Origin of the sequence: Achromobacter sp. LC458 (assembly GCF_001005835.2) — a bacterium.
In the GTDB taxonomy this organism is placed as follows: Bacteria; Pseudomonadota; Gammaproteobacteria; order Burkholderiales; family Burkholderiaceae_B; genus Achromobacter; species Achromobacter spanius_B.
The window spans coordinates 92,824-112,462 of the sequence record NZ_LBHW02000013.1 but is presented as its reverse complement, the minus strand read 5'-3'; the positions used below and the strand labels follow the sequence as shown (position 1 = coordinate 112,462).

21 protein-coding genes are annotated in these 19,639 nt (G+C 66.2%); 8 read left to right on the top strand and 13 right to left on the bottom strand.

Features of this window, described 5'->3' with window-relative positions; genetic code table 11:
- Positions 1-3: 3 nt before the first annotated feature.
- The 4 genes from YH64_RS13455 to YH64_RS13440 form a co-directional block, all read right to left on the bottom strand.
- A complete protein-coding gene (locus YH64_RS13455) occupies positions 4-1,002 on the bottom strand; it encodes an FAD:protein FMN transferase (RefSeq protein ID WP_370512745.1) in 999 nt (332 codons plus the stop codon).
- Positions 1,003-1,155: 153 nt separating this feature from the next.
- The gene (locus YH64_RS13450; protein WP_046804740.1) at positions 1,156-1,956 is read right to left on the bottom strand and encodes a DUF4198 domain-containing protein; all 801 of its coding nucleotides are present in this window, start codon (positions 1,954-1,956) and stop codon (positions 1,156-1,158) included.
- A 29-nt stretch (positions 1,957-1,985) separates the two neighbouring features.
- Positions 1,986-2,501 carry a DUF2271 domain-containing protein gene (locus YH64_RS13445; protein ID WP_046804739.1) on the bottom strand — a complete coding sequence of 172 codons (516 nt, stop codon included), beginning with the start codon at positions 2,499-2,501 and terminating at the stop codon, positions 1,986-1,988.
- Between the two features lie 42 nt (positions 2,502-2,543).
- Positions 2,544-3,170 carry a PepSY-associated TM helix domain-containing protein gene (locus YH64_RS13440; RefSeq protein WP_046804738.1) on the bottom strand — a complete coding sequence of 209 codons (627 nt, stop codon included), beginning with the start codon at positions 3,168-3,170 and terminating at the stop codon, positions 2,544-2,546.
- Between the two features lie 269 nt (positions 3,171-3,439).
- On the opposite strand from YH64_RS13440, the gene crcB reads away from it, so the two are divergent.
- Positions 3,440-3,832: a fluoride efflux transporter CrcB gene (crcB, locus tag YH64_RS13435; RefSeq protein ID WP_046804737.1), complete on the top strand. Its 393-nt coding sequence runs from the start codon at positions 3,440-3,442 to the stop codon at positions 3,830-3,832.
- 223 nt (positions 3,833-4,055) lie between these two features.
- On the opposite strand, the gene hpnE is transcribed toward crcB, so the two are convergent.
- From hpnE to hpnC, 3 genes are read right to left on the bottom strand one after another with little or no spacing between them, the layout of a single operon-like run.
- Positions 4,056-5,378 carry a hydroxysqualene dehydroxylase HpnE gene (gene hpnE, locus YH64_RS13430; protein ID WP_046804736.1) on the bottom strand — a complete coding sequence of 441 codons (1,323 nt, stop codon included), beginning with the start codon at positions 5,376-5,378 and terminating at the stop codon, positions 4,056-4,058.
- Positions 5,375-6,238 (bottom strand): presqualene diphosphate synthase HpnD, encoded by an 864-nt coding sequence (gene hpnD, locus YH64_RS13425; protein ID WP_046804735.1) that lies wholly within the window; start codon positions 6,236-6,238, stop codon positions 5,375-5,377. Before hpnD ends, hpnE begins: the two co-directional genes overlap by 4 nt.
- A gap of 16 nt (positions 6,239-6,254) precedes the next feature.
- Positions 6,255-7,085 (bottom strand): squalene synthase HpnC, encoded by an 831-nt coding sequence (hpnC, locus tag YH64_RS13420; protein ID WP_046804734.1) that lies wholly within the window; start codon positions 7,083-7,085, stop codon positions 6,255-6,257.
- Positions 7,086-7,236: 151 nt separating this feature from the next.
- Between hpnC and alr the strand changes: the two genes are divergently transcribed.
- Both alr and YH64_RS13410 read left to right on the top strand, forming a co-directional pair.
- Positions 7,237-8,364, top strand: a complete 1,128-nt coding sequence (gene alr / locus YH64_RS13415; RefSeq protein WP_046804733.1) for an alanine racemase — start codon at positions 7,237-7,239, stop codon at positions 8,362-8,364.
- 161 nt (positions 8,365-8,525) lie between these two features.
- Positions 8,526-9,245, top strand: coding sequence for an SDR family oxidoreductase (locus YH64_RS13410; protein WP_046804732.1), 720 nt, complete (start codon positions 8,526-8,528; stop codon positions 9,243-9,245).
- Between the two features lie 78 nt (positions 9,246-9,323).
- Here the strand turns inward: YH64_RS13410 and hpaI are convergent, their stop codons facing one another.
- From hpaI to YH64_RS13390, 4 genes are read right to left on the bottom strand one after another with little or no spacing between them, the layout of a single operon-like run.
- Positions 9,324-10,124, bottom strand: coding sequence for a 4-hydroxy-2-oxoheptanedioate aldolase (gene hpaI / locus YH64_RS13405; protein WP_046804731.1), 801 nt, complete (start codon positions 10,122-10,124; stop codon positions 9,324-9,326).
- Positions 10,125-10,139: 15 nt separating this feature from the next.
- The gene (hpaH, locus tag YH64_RS13400) at positions 10,140-10,943 is read right to left on the bottom strand and encodes a 2-oxo-hept-4-ene-1,7-dioate hydratase (protein ID WP_046804730.1); all 804 of its coding nucleotides are present in this window, start codon (positions 10,941-10,943) and stop codon (positions 10,140-10,142) included.
- Positions 10,944-10,961: 18 nt separating this feature from the next.
- A complete protein-coding gene (locus YH64_RS13395) occupies positions 10,962-11,717 on the bottom strand; it encodes a fumarylacetoacetate hydrolase family protein (protein WP_046804729.1) in 756 nt (251 codons plus the stop codon).
- A gap of 10 nt (positions 11,718-11,727) precedes the next feature.
- Positions 11,728-12,774, bottom strand: a complete 1,047-nt coding sequence (locus YH64_RS13390; RefSeq protein ID WP_046804728.1) for a fumarylacetoacetate hydrolase family protein — start codon at positions 12,772-12,774, stop codon at positions 11,728-11,730.
- Between the two features lie 186 nt (positions 12,775-12,960).
- On the opposite strand from YH64_RS13390, the gene hpaE reads away from it, so the two are divergent.
- Together hpaE and hpaD are read left to right on the top strand one after the other, a co-directional pair.
- Positions 12,961-14,427, top strand: a complete 1,467-nt coding sequence (hpaE, locus tag YH64_RS13385; protein WP_046804727.1) for a 5-carboxymethyl-2-hydroxymuconate semialdehyde dehydrogenase — start codon at positions 12,961-12,963, stop codon at positions 14,425-14,427.
- 22 nt (positions 14,428-14,449) lie between these two features.
- On the top strand, positions 14,450-15,301 hold the full coding sequence (gene hpaD / locus YH64_RS13380; protein ID WP_046804726.1) for a 3,4-dihydroxyphenylacetate 2,3-dioxygenase: 852 nt from the start codon (positions 14,450-14,452) through the stop codon (positions 15,299-15,301).
- Positions 15,302-15,328: 27 nt separating this feature from the next.
- Here hpaD and hpaR read toward each other — a convergent pair whose 3' ends face one another.
- Together hpaR and YH64_RS13370 are read right to left on the bottom strand one after the other, a co-directional pair.
- On the bottom strand, positions 15,329-15,799 hold the full coding sequence (gene hpaR, locus YH64_RS13375; RefSeq protein WP_046804725.1) for a homoprotocatechuate degradation operon regulator HpaR: 471 nt from the start codon (positions 15,797-15,799) through the stop codon (positions 15,329-15,331).
- 142 nt (positions 15,800-15,941) lie between these two features.
- Entirely contained in the window at positions 15,942-16,571 is a 630-nt protein-coding gene (locus YH64_RS13370; protein ID WP_046804724.1) for a hypothetical protein, read from the bottom strand.
- A gap of 351 nt (positions 16,572-16,922) precedes the next feature.
- Here YH64_RS13370 and radA point away from each other — a divergent pair, with 351 nt between their 5' ends.
- From radA to YH64_RS13355, 3 genes are all read left to right on the top strand, one after another.
- Positions 16,923-18,284, top strand: coding sequence for a DNA repair protein RadA (gene radA, locus YH64_RS13365; RefSeq protein ID WP_046804723.1), 1,362 nt, complete (start codon positions 16,923-16,925; stop codon positions 18,282-18,284).
- Between the two features lie 48 nt (positions 18,285-18,332).
- Positions 18,333-19,172, top strand: a complete 840-nt coding sequence (locus tag YH64_RS13360) for a sulfite exporter TauE/SafE family protein (protein ID WP_046804784.1) — start codon at positions 18,333-18,335, stop codon at positions 19,170-19,172.
- A 200-nt stretch (positions 19,173-19,372) separates the two neighbouring features.
- Positions 19,373-19,609, top strand: a complete 237-nt coding sequence (locus YH64_RS13355; protein ID WP_046804722.1) for a hypothetical protein — start codon at positions 19,373-19,375, stop codon at positions 19,607-19,609.
- The last annotated feature ends 30 nt before the right edge of the window (positions 19,610-19,639 follow it).

Genomic DNA, 19,639 nt, shown 5'->3' with positions numbered 1-19,639 from the left:
GGGTCAGGAAGTTTGGGCCAGCGCCTGAAACGCCGGGGTGGCGACGACGCGGTAATCGTGGGCGTCGCGCAGGATGAACAGGGCCGCCAGGTCGTGGCGGCGGGCGTAGGCCAGGCCGTCGGCCTCGCCCAGCACCGTCAAGACCGTGGCCAGCGCGTCCGCCTGCATGCATTCGGCGTGCAGCACGGACACGGACGCCACGTTGTTGCGCACCGGCTGCCCGCTACGCGGATCGATGGTGTGGGCATAGCGTGCGTCGCCGCTGCCAGCGTGTCGCCGATAGTCGCCGGACGTGGCGATGCAAAGGTCTTGCAGGGGCAAGGCCAGCGCGTGCTCGTCGCTGGCATCCGGCACCTCGATCGCGACGCGCCAGGCTTGGCCATCGGGCCGCCTGCCGCGCGCGCGCAATTCGCCGCCCACTTCCACCAGGTATTGCGAGATACCGAGCGCGTCCAGCGCCAAGGCCGCGCGGTCCACGCCATGGCCTTTGGCAATGGAAGACAGATCCAGATATGTGCCGCCGGCTTGCATGGCGGCTTGCCGTGCCACGTCCAGCGGCACGCGGCGCCAACCGCAGCGCGCGCGCGCCGCGTCGATGGCGGCAGGCGAGGGCGGTTCAAACGCGCGCTGATGCGCGCCAAAGCCCCAGGCGTTGACCAGCGGCCCCACCGTTGGGTCATACGCGCCGCCGCTGTCCTCGGCCAAGGCCAGGGCATGGCGCAGCACGTAGAAAAAACCGTCGGGCAGCACCTGCCAGCCTTCTGGGGCCCGGTTGAACCGCGTGATGTCGGAGGCCGATTCCCAGGTACTCATCTGCGCCACGACGTCGTCCAGCGCCGCCTGGATAGCGCGGCGCGCGGCGTCACTGTCGATGCCGGCCGGCAGCGCCAGGCGTGCGGACCACGTTGTGCCCATGGTCGCGCCCGCCAACGCTGCCAGCGCGGGCTGTGCGGGCGGGGCAGGCAGCGCGGTCGGCGCGGACCACGTGGCCACGGCGGGCAACGCTGACAAGGCTGGCGACGCTGACAACGCTGGCGATGCTGACAACGCTGGCGATGCGGGGCGCGCCGCCGGCATGGCGCCATAGCTTACGCGCACGGCGGGGGGCGCCGTGCCGCTAGGCGCATAGGACCGGGCTGCCGACACGCGCGCGCCTCAGGGTTGCAGCACTTCGACGGTGCCGGCGTAGGACAGGCGGCGCTTGGTTGCCTTCGGCACGCTGACCTTGCCGTCTTCCATGCCGGCCTCGATCCAGTACAGGCCGGGCTGCGGCCACTTGACCGAGAACTTGCCGTCCTTGTCGGTGGTCAGCTTGATCTCGCCGACCTTGTCGCGATAGCGGCTACCGCCGGGCACGACGTTGACTTCCAGGTTGGCGGCGGGCTGGCCGTCCAGCAGCATCTGGAAGCTGGCCGCTTCGTCCGTGAATAAATCGTTCGGGTGCGTGACCGGCGCCAGCTCCAGGCCACGGCCCACCGGCTTGATGGTCGACGGCTTGCCCGCCGTCACGAACGTTTCGACTCGGCCCAGGCTTTGGGACACTTCCAGTTCTTGCGCGTTGGCGGGTACCGCCTGCGCCATGCCTTCGACCTTGCCGAAGTAGCGCTTGTTCTTGCCGTCTTCCTTCCAGCGCGCAAACACGCCGTCGTTGACCACGGCCACGCGATACGTGCCGCTTTGCTTCAGTTGCAGGTCGAACGTGCTGCGCAGCTTGCCACGGTTCAGGTTTTCGGCTTCGGCGGGGTTGCCGTCCGGCGCGATGACGGCCAGGCCGTCCAGGCGCATCGGCGCATGGTTGAAGTAGAACTTGTCGTTGCCGACGGCGGCGTCAACGGTGATCCAGCTGTCGGTGCCCGACAGCACGGTGGACGACGGCACGATCCACACGTCATGCGCGTGGGCGGCAAAGGGCAGGCACAGCGCCAGGGCGGCGGCCAGTTTGGCGGCGGATTTCATGGTTGCGGTCCTTGAAGGCATGTGGGGCATCAGGGTTTGAGGTTGAGCGCGATGGCGCCCAATTCGTGTTCGCCTTGCGCGGTCAGTTGTTCGGCCTTTTGCGCGGGCCACTGGAAGGGAATGCGCACCAATTCACGGCCGCCGACTTCACGCGCCGCTTCCACCACGACCGCGTACTGGCCGGGTTTGAGCGATGCCAAGGGCTTGGAGGCCGCGTCAAAGCTCAGCGTGTGCTTGCCCACGGGCTTGGTCGCGCCGCTGACTCCGTCCACCGGGAACTGCTGGTTGCGGCCGCTGCGGCGCCACCATTGGCGCATGTCCTTGAGCCACTCGGTGCCTTCGTTGTTCTTCTTGGCCACGTCGTACCAGACGGCCAGGTCGGCGGCCACGCTCTGGTCGGGGTTTTCGATCCAGATCGCGACGTACGGGCGGTGGTATTCGGCCACATCCAGGCGCGGCACCTCGATGGACAGGCCGATGTCGGCCGCATTGGCCGTTCGGGCGATCGCGCCGGCCAAGAGGGCCGACAACAACAGTTTGCGCATGGAAATCTCCAGGGGCGGATCGAAGGAATCAGGGGACGAGCATCAGTGGATGAAGAGCAGCGCCAGGACGACGGGAATCACGACGCCCAGCCCCACCATGGGCCAGGTGGCGCTGCGGTTGCCGGCGTGCATCTTCAGCAGCACCAGCCCGGTCAGCGAAAAGACCAGACAGGCAACGGCGAAGATGTCCAGGAACCAGCTCCAGGCCAGGCCGGTGTTGCGGCCCTTGTGCAAATCGTTCAGGTAAGACACCCATCCGCGATCGGTGCGCTCGTATTCGACATCGCCGCTGGCGCGGTCGATGGACAGCCAGGCGTCGCCGCCCGCGCGGGGCAATGACAGGTAGACCTCGTCGGCGGACCATTCGGCGGCCTTGCCCGCGGCCCCGGCATCCAGCGTATCGTCCAGCCAACGTGCGACAGGGGCCGGCAACGGCGCCTTTTTCTGGCCGGACGGCGCGGTCAGTTGCTTAAGGACGGGGCCGGGCAATTGCGCTTGCCGGCTCGTTACCACCGCACGGGATTCGATGTGCGACGCGTTGTTCAGCGTGAGGCCGGTGACGGCAAACAGCAGCATGCCCAGCAGGCATAGTGCCGAGCTGATCCAATGCCATTGATGCAGCGTCTTGAGCCAGTAGGCCCGGCGCCGTGGAGTGGGTTGACTGTCCATGCGGGATTCGGTTTGAAGCGGCGGATTCTAACATTTAATGAGAATTACTCGTATAAAAGGCCGGGCGGTTCACGGACGCTGATTTCAATCGATTTCGAAGGCGGCGCGGGGGCAAAGCGGGTGGCGCGTTGACGGTTCACACGCGCCGGCGCGTTGACGATCCCTACGCCGCTGCGCGTTGACGGTTGTTGCGCGGCTGCGCCTTGGGCGCGTTATGCTGCTGCTGGTCTTTTGCCTTGCGCGCCAGCCGATGTCAGGCGCCCCGACTTATGTCTGCCTATCAAACCCTGATCCCGTTGAATTTCCTGGCCGTGGGCCTGGGCGCCGTGCTGGGTGCCTGGACGCGTTGGCTGGTCAGCCTGTGGTTGAACGTCGAGTCGTGGCCATGGGGCACGTTCACGGTGAATCTGGCGGGCGGTTATTTCGTGGGCGTGGCGTTGGCGCTGGTGGCCGGGCACCCCGAATGGCCGACGTGGATCCGGCTGGGCGCCATCACCGGGTTCATGGGAGGCTTGACGACGTTTTCCACCTTCTCGGCGGAAACCGTATCGATGCTTGAACGCGGCGCGTATGGTACGGCGCTGGGCTATGCGGGGGTGAGTCTGGCGGGGTCCTTGGCGCTGACGGCGGCGGGCATCGCCACGGTGCACTGGCTGCGCTAGGGGCAAGGCGCGATGCGCGATGCGCAGGGCGTTAGGCGTAAGGCGGTAGGCGTCAGGCGCCACGTTTAACTGCCGCGGCAAAACGCTGGGGTTAGGTGCTACGGCCAAGCGCTACGGTCAAGCGCTACGGCCAAGCGCTACGGCCAAGCGCTACGGCCAAGCGCTACGGCCAAGCCCTGCCGCTACGCGCGGGCGGCGGGCTTGCGCCCGCCGCGTTCACGCGTTAATCGGCGCGGGGGTTCAACACGCGAGCGGCTTGCAGGCCGCTGCGCACCGCGCCTTCCAGCACGCCGGGGTAGCCGGTGTCGGTCCAGTCGCCCGCCAGGGCCAGCGTGCGCCATGGGGTGGTGTTCAGCGGGCGCGTCACGCCCGGCACCGCCGCGAAAGTGGCGCGCTTTTCAATGAGCAGTTCGGCCGCCGTCACTTCTGGCATGGCGGGCAAACGCGCGGGATGGCGCGCCGCCTGTTCGGCCACCTGGTCGATCAGCGCTTCGATCACCTGGCGCCGGTTGCGTTCGGCGATGCTGGTGGCGGCGCTGGCCACCACGGCAAATTCGCCCGCCTTGGCGTCACCCGCCAATTGCGCACGGTCAAAAACCCATTGCCCCACATGCCCGCGCGCGGCTTCCTCGCGCAGCATCATCATGGGCTCGGGCAGCCGCCAGGGTTCGGCCAGGCGCACGTTCAGCGTGGCGATGGGCAGGTAGTCAAAGGCCTTTAGCGCTTCCAGCAGGCCGGTCGCGCCGGCCTGGCGCAAGGGCGCGTCCAGCAAGCGAGCCGCGTACGTCGGGGGCACGGCCAGCACGGCGGCGTCAAAGCGTTCCTGGTTGACCACAATGCCGTCGTCCGACGGATGCAGCTGGCGCACTGTGTTGCCGTAGCGCATGGTGACCTGGCGCGCCGCGGCGTCGGGCCACAGCGCCGACAGGTCGGTGCAGGGCAGCAGCAGATCGCTGTCTTCGCGCGTGCCCGCCAGGCTGTCGCGCAACACGCGCGCGAACAGCGTGGCGCTGGCGGTGGCGCATGGGGTGTTCAGCGCCGCCAGGCACAGCGGTTCCCAAAGCTGCCGGATCAGCGCATCGGACTGCGCGTGATAGTGCAGCAGATGCAGCACCGTCCAGTCGCGCGGCGGTGACCAGGACATGGCTTTCAAACCGCGCATCAGGCGCAGCGACGCATAGCGGTCGGCCCAGCTCAGGCCGCGTGCAAACAGCAAGGCGGCGGCCATGTGCAGGGGCGCGGGCAGCCGGGGCGCGGACAGGCGAAAGCGCCCGTCCAGGCTGGCCAGCCGCAGCTGCCGGCGCATCAGCAGCGCATCGGGGTTGCGGCCCACGCGGCGCATCAGCGCCAGCGTATGCCGGTAGGCGCCCGACAAAATGTGCTGGCCGTTGTCCAGCGGCGCTTCAAACGATTCATGGAAGACGCGGCGCGCGCGGCCGCCGGGCGTGTGGCCGGCTTCAAACACCGTGACCTTGGCGCCGGCTTCGCGCAGCGCGATGCAGGCCGCCAAGCCGGCCCAGCCCGCGCCGATTACCGCCGCCTTCACCGCGCCAGCCGGCGGACCAGTCCGCGTCCGCCGCCCACCCACGTTTTCCAGGCCAGCCACAGCTTGCGCAGTGGCGTGAGCGAGATGCGCTGGTGCAGCACCTGCCAGTTGTCGCGCTCGATTTCATCAAGCAGCGCGTAGTAGATGGCCGCCATCATCAAGCCCGGCCGCTGCGAACGGCGGTCGACCTCGGGCAGGTTGCTCATGGCTTCGCGATAGAGTTCGCGGGCGCGATCGGCCTGGAACTTCATCAGCGCGCTGAAGCGCTCGGAGTATTCGCCATTCAGGATGTCCGAGGCCTTGACCTCGAATTGCTGCATGTCGTTGACCGGGATGTAGATGCGGCCCCGGCGCGCGTCGTCGCCGACGTCGCGGATGATGTTCGTCATCTGGAACGCCAGGCCCAGCTTTTCGGCATAGACCAGCGTCTTGGGATCGCTATAGCCGAACACGCCGGCGGACAATTCGCCCACCACGCCGGCCGCGTGCCAGCAGTATTTGCGCAGGCCGGGCCAGTCCAGGTAGCGCGTCTGGTCCAGGTCCATTTCCATGCCGTCCACCACGGCCAGCAAGCGTTCGCGGGTGATGGAACAGGTTTGCAGGTGCGGTTGCAGCGCGCGCGTCACGGGGTGATCGGGCTTGCCGTCGAACATCTGGTCGACCTGCGTGCGCCACCAGGCCAGCTTGATGCGGGCCAGCGACGGGTCGGTGCATTCGTCGACCACGTCGTCCACTTCGCGGCAGTAGGCGTAAAGCGCCGTGATCGCGCGGCGGCGTTCGGGCGGCAGGAACAGGAATGAGTAGTAGAAGCTGGAACCGCTTTTGGCGGCTTTCTCCTGGCAATATTCGTCAGGGGTCATAGATAGGCAGGGCCTGTTACTTGATAGAGCGCCACAGCATGATGGCCCAGTCTTTGGCGCCCAATTCGGGGCGGTTCATGAATACATCGTAGCCGCTCGCCTCGATACGCTCCAGCACGCGCAGCCCGCCTTGCACCACCAGGCGCAGCTCCAGGCCGATGCGGCCGGGCAGGCGGCGCGCCAGCGGAGCGCCGAAGTGTAGCAGCGCACGCGTGCGTTCGACCTCGAAGGCCATCAGCTCGCGCCATTGCGGGGTCAGCCGGCACGCCGCCAGGTCTTCTTCGGTAATGCCGTGGCGGCGCAGGTCTTCTTGCGGCAGATACACGCGCTGCTTGTGCCAATCGACCCGCACGTCCTGCCAAAAGTTCACCAGCTGCAAGCCGGTGCAGATGGCGTCGCTTTCGGCCACGTCCTGGGGGCTGCACGCGTCGAACAGATGCAGCATCAGGCGGCCCACCGGGTTGGCCGAGCGCGTGCAGTAGTCGGCAAGCGTGGCGTAGTCTTCGTAGCGCTTGACGGTGATGTCCTGCTCGAATGCGGACAGCAGGTCGTAGAACGGCGTGATGGGCAGTTGATGGCGCGCGATGGTCTTGGCCAGCGGCGTAAAGATGTCGGCCAGCGGCGGCAAGCCCGGCGCGGGCGTCACGCCCGGTTCGGCGCCGATGCGGTGCAGTTCGGTGCGGAAAGCCGCCAGTTGCGCCAGCCGTTCTTCGTCGGACGCGCTGCCTTCATCGGCAATATCGTCCGCGGCGCGGGCAAACCGGTAGATATCGGTCACGGCGCCGCGCAGCCTGCGCGGCAACAGCAGCGAGGCGACGGGAAAGTTCTCGTAGTGATCGATGGACATGGATAGCGGTACAGAGGGCGGTCCCGGGACGGGATCGCACCATTTTAGAGTAGTCGCCTTTGGGGGCGCGATGCCATCAGAGATGTCATTGCAGATGCCCTCCCTCTCGGGCGGCGATCAGTTAGACTTAAGCGCCACAGGATCCCACACCATGCCGCGCCCCATATCCGCCACCGTCTCCGTCTCCGCGCTTGCGCACAATCTTGCCACCGTGCGCCACCATCTTGAACAGACCGCCGCCGCCGCGGGCGGGTTGCCGCCGTCCATCTGGGCAGTCATCAAGGCCAATGCCTACGGCCATGGCATCGAGCAGGCGGTGACGGGGTTTTCCAAGGCGCAGGGCCTGGCCATGCTGGACCTGGACGAGGCCGTGCGCTGCCGCGAGGCCGGTTGGGGCGGCCCGATCCTGCTGCTGGAAGGGTTCTTCAAACCCGCCGACCTGGATCTGGTCGACCGCTATCACCTGAGCACCACGGTACACAATCGCGAGCAGCTGGACATGCTGTCGCGCGCCCGTTTCACCCGGCGCGTGGATGTCATGCTCAAGCTCAACAGCGGCATGAACCGCCTGGGTTTCAGCCCGGCTTCCTACCCCGCTGCCCATGAACGCGCCATGTTGCTACAGCAGCAGGGCACGCTGGGGTCGGTGGGCAAGATGACGCACTTTGCCTGCGCCGACGGCCCCCAGGGCGTGAGCGAGCAGCTGGCCCTGTTTAATTCGGTGACGCATAAGATGCCCGGCACCATCAGCGTCTGCAACTCGGCCGCCACGCTGCGCTTTGCCGACATCGCCGTCAGCTCGCCCACGCAGACCCATTGGGTGCGCCCGGGCATCTGCCTGTACGGCGCGTCGCCGTTCGCGGATGCCGAAGCCGCGTCCTTCGGCCTGAAGCCGGCCATGACGCTGGCCTCTGAAATCATCGCCGTGCAGGAACTGAAGGCGGGCGATTCCGTGGGCTACGGTGCGATTTTCCGCGCCGAACGCGCCATGCGGATCGGCATCGTCGCCTGCGGCTACGCCGACGGCTACCCGCGCCACGCCACCACCGGCACGCCCGTGGTCGTGGCGGGCATCCGTACGCAATTGGTCGGCCGCGTGTCGATGGACATGCTGATCGTCGACCTGGACCCGATTCCCGCCGCCGGTGTCGGCGCGCCCGTCGTGTTGTGGGGCGAAGACGGCCCCTCGGTGGACGAAGTGGCACAGGCCGCCGGCACCATCGGCTACGAATTGCTGTGCGCCCTGGCGCCACGCGTGCCGGTCAGCCGCGACGCCTGAGCGTATCGCCGCCCGACCTGGCCGATTTTGGCCGGGTGTCCGGTGGGCAGAAATTGCTACGCAATTTACAAGACAGCCATCCCCGGATGGTGTCTACTTGGAACACCGGGCGCCCACGCGCCCGTTTTTGACCCAGCAATCTGACGACGAGGTTTCAATCCATGAAGGACAAATGTGTGCTCATTACGGGCGCCACCAAGGGCATAGGCTGGGCGCTGACGCAGCGTCTGTCCGACATGGGCTGTCATGTGGTCGGCATTGCGCGCAACACCACCGATGTGGACTTTCCCGGCTATCTGTATGCCTGTGACCTGGCTGACGCCGGCCGCACCGAGGAAGTGCTGCGCGAAATCCGCGAGAAGTTTCCGGTGGACGCCGTGGTCAACAACGTGGGCATTGCGTCGCCGCAGCCCTTGGGCGAAATCGACCTGGCCACGCTGTACAACGTGCTGGACCTGAATGTGCGCGTGGCGGTGCAGGTCACCCAGGCGTTCATCGAATCCATGAAGGTGCGCCGCGCCGGCCGCATCGTCAACGTGGTCAGCCGCGCCATCCATGGCGGGTTGGACCGTACGGCGTACTCGGCCGCCAAGAGCGCACTGGTGGGCTGCACCCGCACGTGGGCGCTTGAGCTGGCCGAATACGGCGTGACCGCCAACGCGGTTGCGCCCGGCCCGATTGAAACGGAAATGTTCCGCGCCACCCGCCCGGCAGGTAGCGATGGCGAAAAGCGCGCGCTGGCCTCCGTGCCCATGAAGCGCCTGGGCACGCCGGCCGAAGTGGCGGCCGCCATTGCTTTCCTGCTGTCGGACGACGCGGGGTTCATTACCGGCCAGGTGCTGGGCGTGGACGGCGGCGGCAGCGTGGCCGGCCGATCCTGATCACGGTCAGGTCCAAACAAAAAGCGCACCGGAATTAGTCGGTGCGCTTTTTTTCTGCGCGTTTGATGCGTCGCGGATTCAGTAGGGGCCTTTGCCCGCCGCCACCGGCCGCACGTCCTTGAATTCGCCGGCCAGGTTTTCCGCCGCGCGCGCCAGCAACACGGCATCCACGCCGACTGCCACGAAGGTCGCGCCCAACGACAGGTAGTGCTTGGCCTGCGCCACGCCGCTGTGCAGGATGCCCGCGGCCTTGCCCGACCGCACGATGCGCGCAATGGCCTGGTCGATGGTTGCCAGCACCTCGGGGTGGTCCGGCTGGCCTAAAAAGCCCATGCCCGCGGACAAATCGGCCGGGCCGATGAAGGCCCCGTCCACGCCATCCACCGCCAGGATGTCGTCCAGCGCGTCGATGCCGGCCGGCGTTTCAATCTGCACCAGCACGCACATCTGATCGTTGGCGCGTTCCAGGTAGTTGGGGATGCGGTTCCAGCGCGAGGAACGCGCCAGCGCGCTGCCCACGCCCCGGATGCCGGCCGGCGGATAGCGCACCGCCGCCACGGCCGCGCGCGCTTCGTCGGCGGACTGGATCATCGGCACCAGCAAGGTCTGCGCGCCGGTGTCCAGGATCTGCTTGATCTGCACCGGGTCGTTCCACGCCGGGCGCACCACGGGCGCCACCGGATAGGCGGCCACGGATTGCAATTGCGACAAGGTGGTCTGCAAGGTGTTCGGCGCATGTTCGCCGTCGATCAGCAGCCAGTCGAAGCCGGCCCCCGCAATGATTTCAGATGTGTAGGCGCTGGCCAGGCCAGCCCACAGGCCGATCTGGGGTTGGCGGTCGCGCAAGGCTTGCTTGAAGGTATTGGTCAGGATGTCCATGGACGGCGTGCCGTGTTAGTTGAAATGACAGTTGACGGAACCCAGCGCCCCGTAATCGACGTGGAAGGTGTCGCCCGGCCGGGCGGCAACGGGGCGAGTGAAGGAACCCGACAGAATGATCTCGCCCGCTTCAAGCGCCACGTCGTGGGCGGCCAGCTTGTTAGCCAGCCATACTACGCCATTGGCCGGGTGATTCAAGACGCCCGCCGCCACGCCGGTTTCTTCGATCACGGCGTTGCGCGACAAAATCGCGCCGACCCAGCGCAGGTCGAAATCGCCCATCTTTATAGGCCGCCCGCCCATCACCACGCCTGCGTTCGCCGCATTGTCGGCGATGGTGTCGAATACCTTGCGCGGCCGCTTGGTATCGGGGTCGATGCCGTGCGAGCGCGCGTCGATGATCTCCAGCGCGGGGATCACGTAGTCCACCGCGTCATACACCTGGAACAGCGTCACGCGCGGGCCTTGCAGCCGCTTGCCCAGCACGAAGGCCAGCTCGACTTCCAGACGCGGCAGGATGAAGCGGCCGGCGGGAATGGTGCCGCCGTCCTCGAAGAACATGTCGTCCAGCAGCATGCCGAAATCGGGCTCGTCGATCTGCGATGACTGCTGCATCGCGCGGGACGTGAGACCGATCTTGTGACCGCGCCGGGTGCGGCCTTCGGCCAGCTTGATGTCCATCCAGGCGCGCTGGACGGCGTAGGCGTCGGCGATATCGATGTCGGGATGGTCCAGCGAAATCTGGCGGATCTGCGTCCGCGTGCGTTCTGCTTCATGCAGGCGCGCGGCGATGCTGCGTACGGTTTGGGTGTCTAGCATGGAAGGTCCGGATTAGGGTTAAGACGGGAAGGGCGCCAGCGTGTTGACCAGCCTTCCGACGCCTTCGATTTCCGTCACGACCACGTCGCCGGGCATGACGTTGACGATGCCGTCCGGCGTGCCGGTCAGGATCAGGTCGCCTGGGGACAAGGTCATGAAACTGCTGAAATATTCAATCAGCGCAGGCACGTCGAACACCATGTCGCGCGTGTTGCCAAGCTGGGTCTGAACGCCGTTGACCGTGGTGCGCAGCGTCAGGTTCATGGGTTCGGGCACATCGTCGCGGTCCACCAGCCAGGGGCCCAGCGGCGTGCAGGTATCGCGGTTTTTCACGCGCAGGTTCGGGCGATACCAGTTTTCAAGGTAGTCGCGCAGCGCATAGTCATTGGCCACCGTGTAGCCCGCGACATAGTCGTAGGCCTGCCCGCGCGTGACGTTGCGCGCCGTCTTGCCGATGACCACGGCCAGCTCGCACTCGTAGTGCATGAAGGCCACGTCGGCCGGGCGCAGCGTGTGCGCGCGATGGCCCACGAACGTGTTGGCGGCCTTCAGAAAACCCAGCGGCTCGTCGGGCGCCTTGAACGCCAGTTCCTTGGCGTGATCCGCGTAATTGATGGCCAGTGTGAAGGTGGTGCGCGGTTCGATGGGCGGCAACCATGTCACCGCGTCTTCGGCCAGGACGCGCCCGTCCGGCAGCAGTACGCTGCCCGGCGCGCCGTCGGCTTCGGTGACGGAGTGGATGACGCCTTCGTAAGAGATGCGTGCGTGTTTCATGGTGATGTCCTCAGGTTGCGGCCAACGTGTTGCCCAGCGTGCCGACCTGCGCGATGCGGATGTCATAGCGTTGCCCCGCGCGCACGCGTGGCGCATCGTGCGGCGTACCCACCAGCAGGATGTCGCCGGCGTCAAAGCTCATGAATTCGGTCACGTCGGCGATCAGGCGCGCAACGGGGCGGAACAGGTCGGCCGTGCTGGCGCGCTGCCTGACGACGCCGTCCACCAGCACTTCGATGTCCAACGCATCCGGATTGATTGCCGGCGATACCGGCGCCAGCGTGTCGGCGATGGGGCAGAACCCATCGCGGCACTGTTGTTTGAGGGCGGGCCGGAAATAGCTGTCGTGCGGCACGCAAAGGTCCGCCACCACGCGATAGCCCGCCACGTAGTCCAGCGCATCCGCCTGGCTGACGCGGCTGGCGCGGCGCGCGAACACCACGCCCAGGCAGGCGCCTACCTGCACCTCTTGCACATCGGCGGGTAGCGTGATGGTGTCGCCGTCGCGCGCATAGGTGTTGGCGGGCTTGATGTACAGCACGGGTGCGCGCGGGGCGGCCTTGTAGGGCGGCGCGTTGACGGCGTCGCCCAATGCGTCAAGCGACTGGCGCGTGTTAAGCGCCACACCGACCACGGTGCGCGGCGGCTGCGCCAAGGCCGCGCTGGCCGCTTCGGCGCGCTGCGCAAGATAGTGGCGGTAGTTGTTGTGCTTGTAGTTCAGCACCGGGTCCGCTTCTTCGATCTGCATCGAAATGCCCAAGGGCCGCATGGCCAGGTGCGGCGCCAGCGCGGTGTTCAGCGCGAGGAACACCCGCTCGCCCAACGCGGCCTTTTGCGCGTCGGTGCGGCCGTGGCCGATGCGCAGCACCACGTGCACGAACGCGTTGTCGGGGTGGCCGTCCACGATCAGGCAGTCGTCCACACGCAGTGCCCGGGTGCGGGCGCCTGCCAGCGGAAACAAGCTGCCGTCGCCGACGGCGGCGCCTTGCACCGCGCGCATCAGCGCACGGGTATCCAGGGCAAGGTTGCCTGAATACTCGATCCAGATATGGGGCATGGTGTCTCCGCCAAAATAGTTAGCATGTTAATTAGAATAGCGGGAAAGCGGACCGGCGGCAATGCGCCAGACGCGCGATGCGACCCGGGAATCCCGCCGTTGACAGCGCCATCCCGGCAGCATAAAGTTAACGTGTTAATTAAATGGGGCGACGCATTGCGCCGCGATAAGAACGAGGAGCCGCACGTGAGCATCAAGCATTGGATCAACGGCCAGCAGGTCGATAGCGCTGACCGGTTCGTCACCTACAACCCCGCCACGGGCGAGGCCATTGCCGAAGTGGCGGCGGGCGGGCAGAAAGAAATCGACGCGGCCGTGGCGGCGGCGGCGGACGCGTTTCCCAAGTGGGCCAACACGCCCGCCAAGGAGCGCGCGCGGTTGATGCGCCGCCTGGGCGAACTTATCGACGCCAACGTGCCGCACCTGGCCGAACTGGAAACCCAGGACACGGGCCTGCCCATTTCGCAAACGCGCAAACAGCTGATTCCGCGCGCGTCCGAGAACTTCAATTTCTTTGCCGAAGTCTGCACCCGCATGAACGGCCACACCTATCCGGTGGACGATCAAATGCTGAACTACACGCTGTATCAGCCGGTGGGCGTGTGCGCGCTGGTGTCACCGTGGAACGTGCCGTTCATGACGGCCACCTGGAAGACGGCGCCGTGCCTGGCGCTGGGCAATACCGCCGTGTTGAAGATGTCTGAATTGTCCCCGCTGACCGCCGACCAATTGGGCCGGCTGGCGCTTGAAGCCGGCATTCCCGCCGGCGTGCTGAACGTGGTGCAGGGCTATGGCGCGGACGCGGGCGATGCGCTGGTGCGGCACCCGGGCGTGCGCGCCATCTCGTTCACCGGCGGCACGGTCACCGGCAAGAAAATCATGGCCAACGCGGGCGGCATCAAGAAATATTCGATGGAGCTGGGCGGCAAATCGCCCGTGCTGATTTTTGACGACGCTGATGTCGACCGCGCGCTGGACGCGGCGCTCTTCACGATTTTTTCGCTGAACGGCGAACGCTGCACCGCGGGTTCGCGCATCTTCGTGCAGCAATCCATCTACGACGATTTCGTGCGAAAGTTCGCCGCGCGCACCCAGCGCCTGGTGGTCGGCGACCCTGCTGATGAGGCCACCCACGTGGGCGCGATGATCACGCGTCAGCATTGGGAAAAGGTCACCGGCTACATTCAGCTGGCCGAACAGGAAGGGGCGCGTATCCTGGCGGGCGGCGCGGGCAAGCCGGAAGGGTTGCCCGCCCATCTGGCGCGCGGCAATTTCGTGCGGCCCACGGTGCTGGCCGACGTGGACAACCGCATGCGTTGCGCGCAGGAAGAAATTTTCGGGCCGGTCGCCTGCCTGATCCCGTTCAAGGACGAAGCCCACGGGCTGGCGCTGGCCAACGATGTCAAATACGGCCTGGCCTCGTACATCTGGACGAGCGACATCGGCCGCGCGCACCGCTTGGCGCGCGGCATCGAAGCAGGCATGGTGTTCATCAACAGCCAAAACGTACGCGATCTGCGCCAGCCGTTCGGCGGCACCAAGGAATCCGGCACGGGACGCGAAGGCGGGGAATACAGCTACGAGGTGTTCGCCGAAATCAAGAACGTGTGCGTGTCGATGGGCAGCCACCACATCCCCAGATGGGGCGTGTGAATGCAACAAGGAGACAACCATCATGGGTAAGCTTGCACTGGCCGCCAAGGTGACCCACGTGCCGTCGATGTACTTGTCGGAGCTTCCCGGCAAACATCACGGTTGCCGCGAGGCCGCCATCGAGGGCCACCGCATCATTGGCCAACGCTGCCGCGAGCTGGACGTGGACACGATCGTGGTGCTGGACGTGCATTGGCTGGTGAACGCGGGGTATCACGTCAACGCCAACCGCGCCTTCAAGGGCTGCTACACCAGCAACGAACTGCCGCATTTCATCAAGGACATGCACTACGCGTACGACGGCAACCCCGATCTGGGTCGCCGCATCGCCGAAAGCGCCAACGCGGCGGGCGTGGGCACGCGCAGCCACGAAATCGACAGCCTGGAACTGGAATACGGCACGCTGGTGCCCATGCGCTACATGAACGCCGATGGCCGCTTCAAGGTGGTGTCGGTAGCGGCATGGTGCGCCTGGCACGGCCTGGACGAAAGCCGGCGCTTTGGCGCGGCGTTGGGCCAGGCCATCCAGGCCAGCGACAGCCGCGTTGCCGTGTTGGCCAGCGGGTCGTTGTCGCATCGCTTTAACGACAACAACAGTCCCGAAGCCGCGATGCACCAGATCAGCCGCGAATTTTTCAAGCAGGTGGACTTGCGCGTCGTCGATCTTTGGCGCCAGGGCGACTGGAAGACGTTTTGCGCCATGCTGCCCGAATACGCCGATTTGTGCGTGGGCGAGGGCGGCATGCACGACACCGCCATGCTGCTGGGCCTGCTGGGGTGGGACGGCTACGACAGGCCGGTGGAAATCGTCACCGACTACTTCACCAGTTCGGGCACGGGGCAGATCAACGCGATCTTTCCGGTGCCGGACTAAGTTCCGGCAGGGGGCCGGCCGACGCGGCTACGCGTCGGCCGTTTCATTGGCGTCGGCCGGGGGCGGGTCGCGGCGTATCAGCTCGACCATTGTGTCCACGTCCTGATACAGGCGGTCGAGCAATTCCTTGCCGATCTTGGCCTCGATTTCCTGATACTTCGCGTCCACCTGCGGGCGCATGCGGTCGATCAGCTTGTGGCTTTTGGGCGTCAGGGATATTTCCTGGCGGCGCTGGTCCGCGCTGGAGCGGGCGCGCTTGATCAGGCCCTGTTCTTCCATGCCGGCCAGCATCCGGGTCAGGCTGGGGCTGAGGATCTGGCAACTGCGCGCAATCTGGTTGGGCTCCATCGCGCCCGTTTCGCTAAGGGTGCGCAACACCCGCCATTGTTGTTCGGTGACGCCGGCCGCGTGCAGCACGGGGCGGAAATGCGCCATCAGGGTTTCGCGCGCGTATAGCAGCAGGTGGGGAAGATTGCGGTGGTGGAAGCTGGGACTCATGGCGGCTATGTTAGCAAGAAGCCGCCCATTTTTTGACCACAAATTTTGATGCGTCATGCGCGCAACACCGCCGCCGGCGGCGCCTGATGGGCGCGGCGGGCGGCGGTGCGGGCAAGCAGTGCGGCGTCGCTATGTCCTGCCGTCAGGCGGGATTCTGCTGCGCCAATTCCTGCAAGTCGTCGGGCAAGGTCAGGTCGGGCGCGCCTTGTTGCAGTTCGTGCAAGGCCTGCACGGCATCGGCTTGCTGGTCGTCTTGCACCAACTGCCGGATGTGCGCCACGCGGGCTTCGATATCGGCTTCGCTGAACGCCACGACCTCGGTGGCGGTGGCGTCGCCTTCCTGTGCAACGCCCGCGGGGGCGGCTTGCGGTTGCGGTTCGGCGGTGGCTGCCGGTAGCGGCGGGACAGCGGCAGGTTCGTTTTGGGGGGCAGAGACGCGTTGCGCCACGGCAGCCGACTTGCCCGACAACGCGTCCGTCAATGCAATGGGGGCGGGGTTGCGTTCGGTGCTGCTGTCATGGGAAGCGGTCAGCGGCAAATTCTGCTCGTGCATGTCCGCGGCTTCGCGCATGTCCGTCCAGGCGAACAAGCCGGCGACCATGGCGGCGCAGGCGGCGGCTGCCCAGCCCGGGTGCCAGCTGTGGCCGGGGTGCCAGGCACGACGTACCGCCGCGTCCAGTTCGGGACTGCTGCCGGGTCCGGGCTTGCGGTACAGGGCGCGCAGATCCCGTTCATCGTCTTCGTCGAAGGGGGGCCGATAGGTAATGCTCATGCGCGTACTCCTCGCGGCGGCGTCTGGTGGCAAGACGCCTACGCGTTTGACCTTGCTGGGCGCCGCGCCGGTGGTCCGGCGGTCTCGTCGTGGCTAGGGTCGTGTTCCGGTTTATGCGGCCAGGGCCGCAGGGCGAATGCGCCGCGATTCCCGTTGCCGCGCCCTGAGGGGCGTTCGGCGCCGGGTATGCCGCCCTGGGCTGGGCGGTTCGACAATGCGCTGCACTGGACGATTATGCGCGATTTGCGCGATTCCGGGCGGGGTTTTCTTGCAGGGCGGCGATGTTATTTTGGCCCGGCCCTGTTATTGAAAGCGGATTGAAATCTTGCGCTTGCCGGTACACTTTCGCGCATGGCCAAATCCCGAACCGTATATGTGTGCGCCGACTGCGGCGGCACCACCCCGAAGTGGCAGGGTAAATGCCCGCATTGCAACGCCTGGAACACGCTGGAAGAAACCGTCGAGTCCTCGACGCCCGCCGCCGCCGCGCACCGTTACGCGCCGCTGGCCTCTGCCAGCCCGGTGCGCAGCCTGTCTGAAATCGAAGCCCGCGAAACACCACGCCAGCCCACCGGGCTGGACGAATTCGACCGCGTCCTGGGCGGCGGCCTGGTCGCCGGCGCCGTGGTGCTGATCGGCGGCGATCCGGGGATCGGCAAATCCACGCTGTTGTTGCAGGCGCTGGCCTCGCTGTCCGAAACCACCAACGTGCTGTATGTGACGGGCGAGGAATCGGCCGAACAGGTCGCCTTGCGCGCACGCCGGCTGGACTTGCAGACGGGCAACGTGAACTTGCTGGCCGAGATCCGCCTGGAAGCGATCCAGGCCGCCGTGTCCGAACAGAAGCCCACCGTGGCCGTTATCGACTCCATCCAGACCCTGTACAGCGGCGAACTCAGCGCCGCGCCGGGGTCGGTGTCGCAGGTGCGCGAATGCGCGGCGCAATTGACGCGCCTGGCCAAGCAGACCGGCATCGCGATCGTCATGATCGGCCACGTCACCAAGGACGGCGCGCTGGCCGGCCCGCGCGTGCTGGAGCACATCGTGGACACCGTGCTGTATTTCGAAGGCGACACGCATTCCTCGTTCCGGCTGGTGCGCGCATTCAAGAACCGCTTTGGCGCCGTCAACGAGCTGGGCGTTTTTGCGATGACCGACCGTGGCCTGCGCGGCGTGGCCAACCCGTCCGCGCTGTTCCTGTCGCAGCACGAGCAGCAGGTGGCCGGTTCCTGCGTGATGGCCACGCAAGAGGGCACGCGCCCGCTGCTGGTTGAAATCCAGGCTTTGGTCGACAGTTCGCATTCGCCCAATCCGCGCCGCCTGACGGTGGGCCTTGAAGGCAACCGGCTGGCCATGTTGCTGGCGGTGATGCACCGGCACGCGGGTGTCACCACGTTTGACCAGGACGTGTTCGTCAACGCCGTGGGCGGCGTGCGCATCACCGAACCGGCCGCCGACTTGCCGGTGCTGCTGGCCATCATGTCTTCGTTGCGCGACAAGCCTTTGCCGCGCGGCCTGATCGCGTTCGGCGAAGTCGGTCTGGCCGGCGAGATCCGTCCCGCGCCGCGCGGTCAGGAACGCTTGCGCGAAGCCGCCAAGCTGGGTTTTTCAATTGCGCTCATCCCCAAGGCCAACGCCCCGCGCCAACCCATTGAAGGGTTGGAGATCTGGGCGGTGGACCGGCTGGACGCCGCGTTGGACAAGTTGCGCTGACGCGCTGTTTTCCCCTTGCCGCGCAGGCAAGGGCTGTTGGAGCAAGACGTGAGTCTGTTAGTGATTGCCGCGTGCCTGGCCGCGGGTAGCCTGATTGGTTTCATGGGCGGCGTGCTGGGCATCGGGGGCGGGCTCATCGCCATTCCGGCGTTGGTGCTGTTGATGGGCATGTCGCAGCAGTTGGCGCAGGGCACCGCGCTGATCATGGTGCTGCCCGCCATCACCATGGCGGTGCGGAAATACAACCAGCAAACGCGCATCGACAAGCGCGTGGCGGCTGCCGGGGCGGCCGGCGCGGTGGTGTTCACGTGGGTGGGCGCGCGGCTGGCGCTGGGCATTGATTCCAGCGTGCTGCGTCGAAGCTTCGCCGTGTTCCTGTTCTTTATCGCGCTGTTCTACGTCTGGCAGACCTGGCGTGCGGGCCGCCTTGCCGCGCGCCGTGCAGCAGGGCAAGCGCCGTCCAAAGCGCAGTCCGACCAGAAGCTGCACTCCAACCACAAGCCGCAGTCCGACCACAAGCGTGCACCGGTCTTCACCCCGCGCCGCGCCAGCGTGCTGGGCATGCTGTGCGGCACGTTGGGTGGCTTCTTCGGCGTGGGCGGTGCGGTGCTGGCCGTGCCCATCATCACCACGGTGTTCCGCTTGCCGCAGACGGTGGCGCAGGCCTTGGCCCTAAGCATGGTGATCCCCGGGTCAACCATCGCGCTGATCACGTATGCATGGGCCGGCCAGGCGGACTGGACGGTGGGCGTGCCCTTGGCCATCGGCAGCCTGCTGTTCGTGCCGATCGGTGTGCGCCTGGCCTACAAGCTGCCTGAACGCAAGCTGAGAGTCTGCTTCGCATTGATGCTGTTCGCCACCGTGGCCTTGCTGGCGTTTGAGTCGTAGGCATAACCGTAGGCATAACTTCAAGCCATATCCTTAAGCCATATCCTCAAGCCATATTTCCAAGCGTTAGCAGCCGAAATTTTCTGGTTCCGCATTGAACCTTCGCAGCCGGTGAACTTCAAACGGAGTACGGGGTAAGCGGCGATGTTGCCGCCCCGTGTCGGTTAGGCTTCGGCCTTGCACATTCAGGAGTTCATGTAATGACGACTCACTCCCGTATCGCTGCGTTCTTATCCACCTCGGCCTTGTGCCTCGGTCTTGCTGCTGCGCCTTCGGCGTTCGCGGCGGGCGCCGATGCCACGACCAAGGCGGGTGATACCAAGACCCACGCGCAGCATAAGCACCACAAGTCTGACAAAACGTCCGCCAAACCGGCGGCCGCGAAATCAGGCGCATCAAAGATGGACCATTCCGGCGCCACGACGCCGGCGAAGTAGGCAGGGGGCTGAAAAGCCCGATGTAGTTCC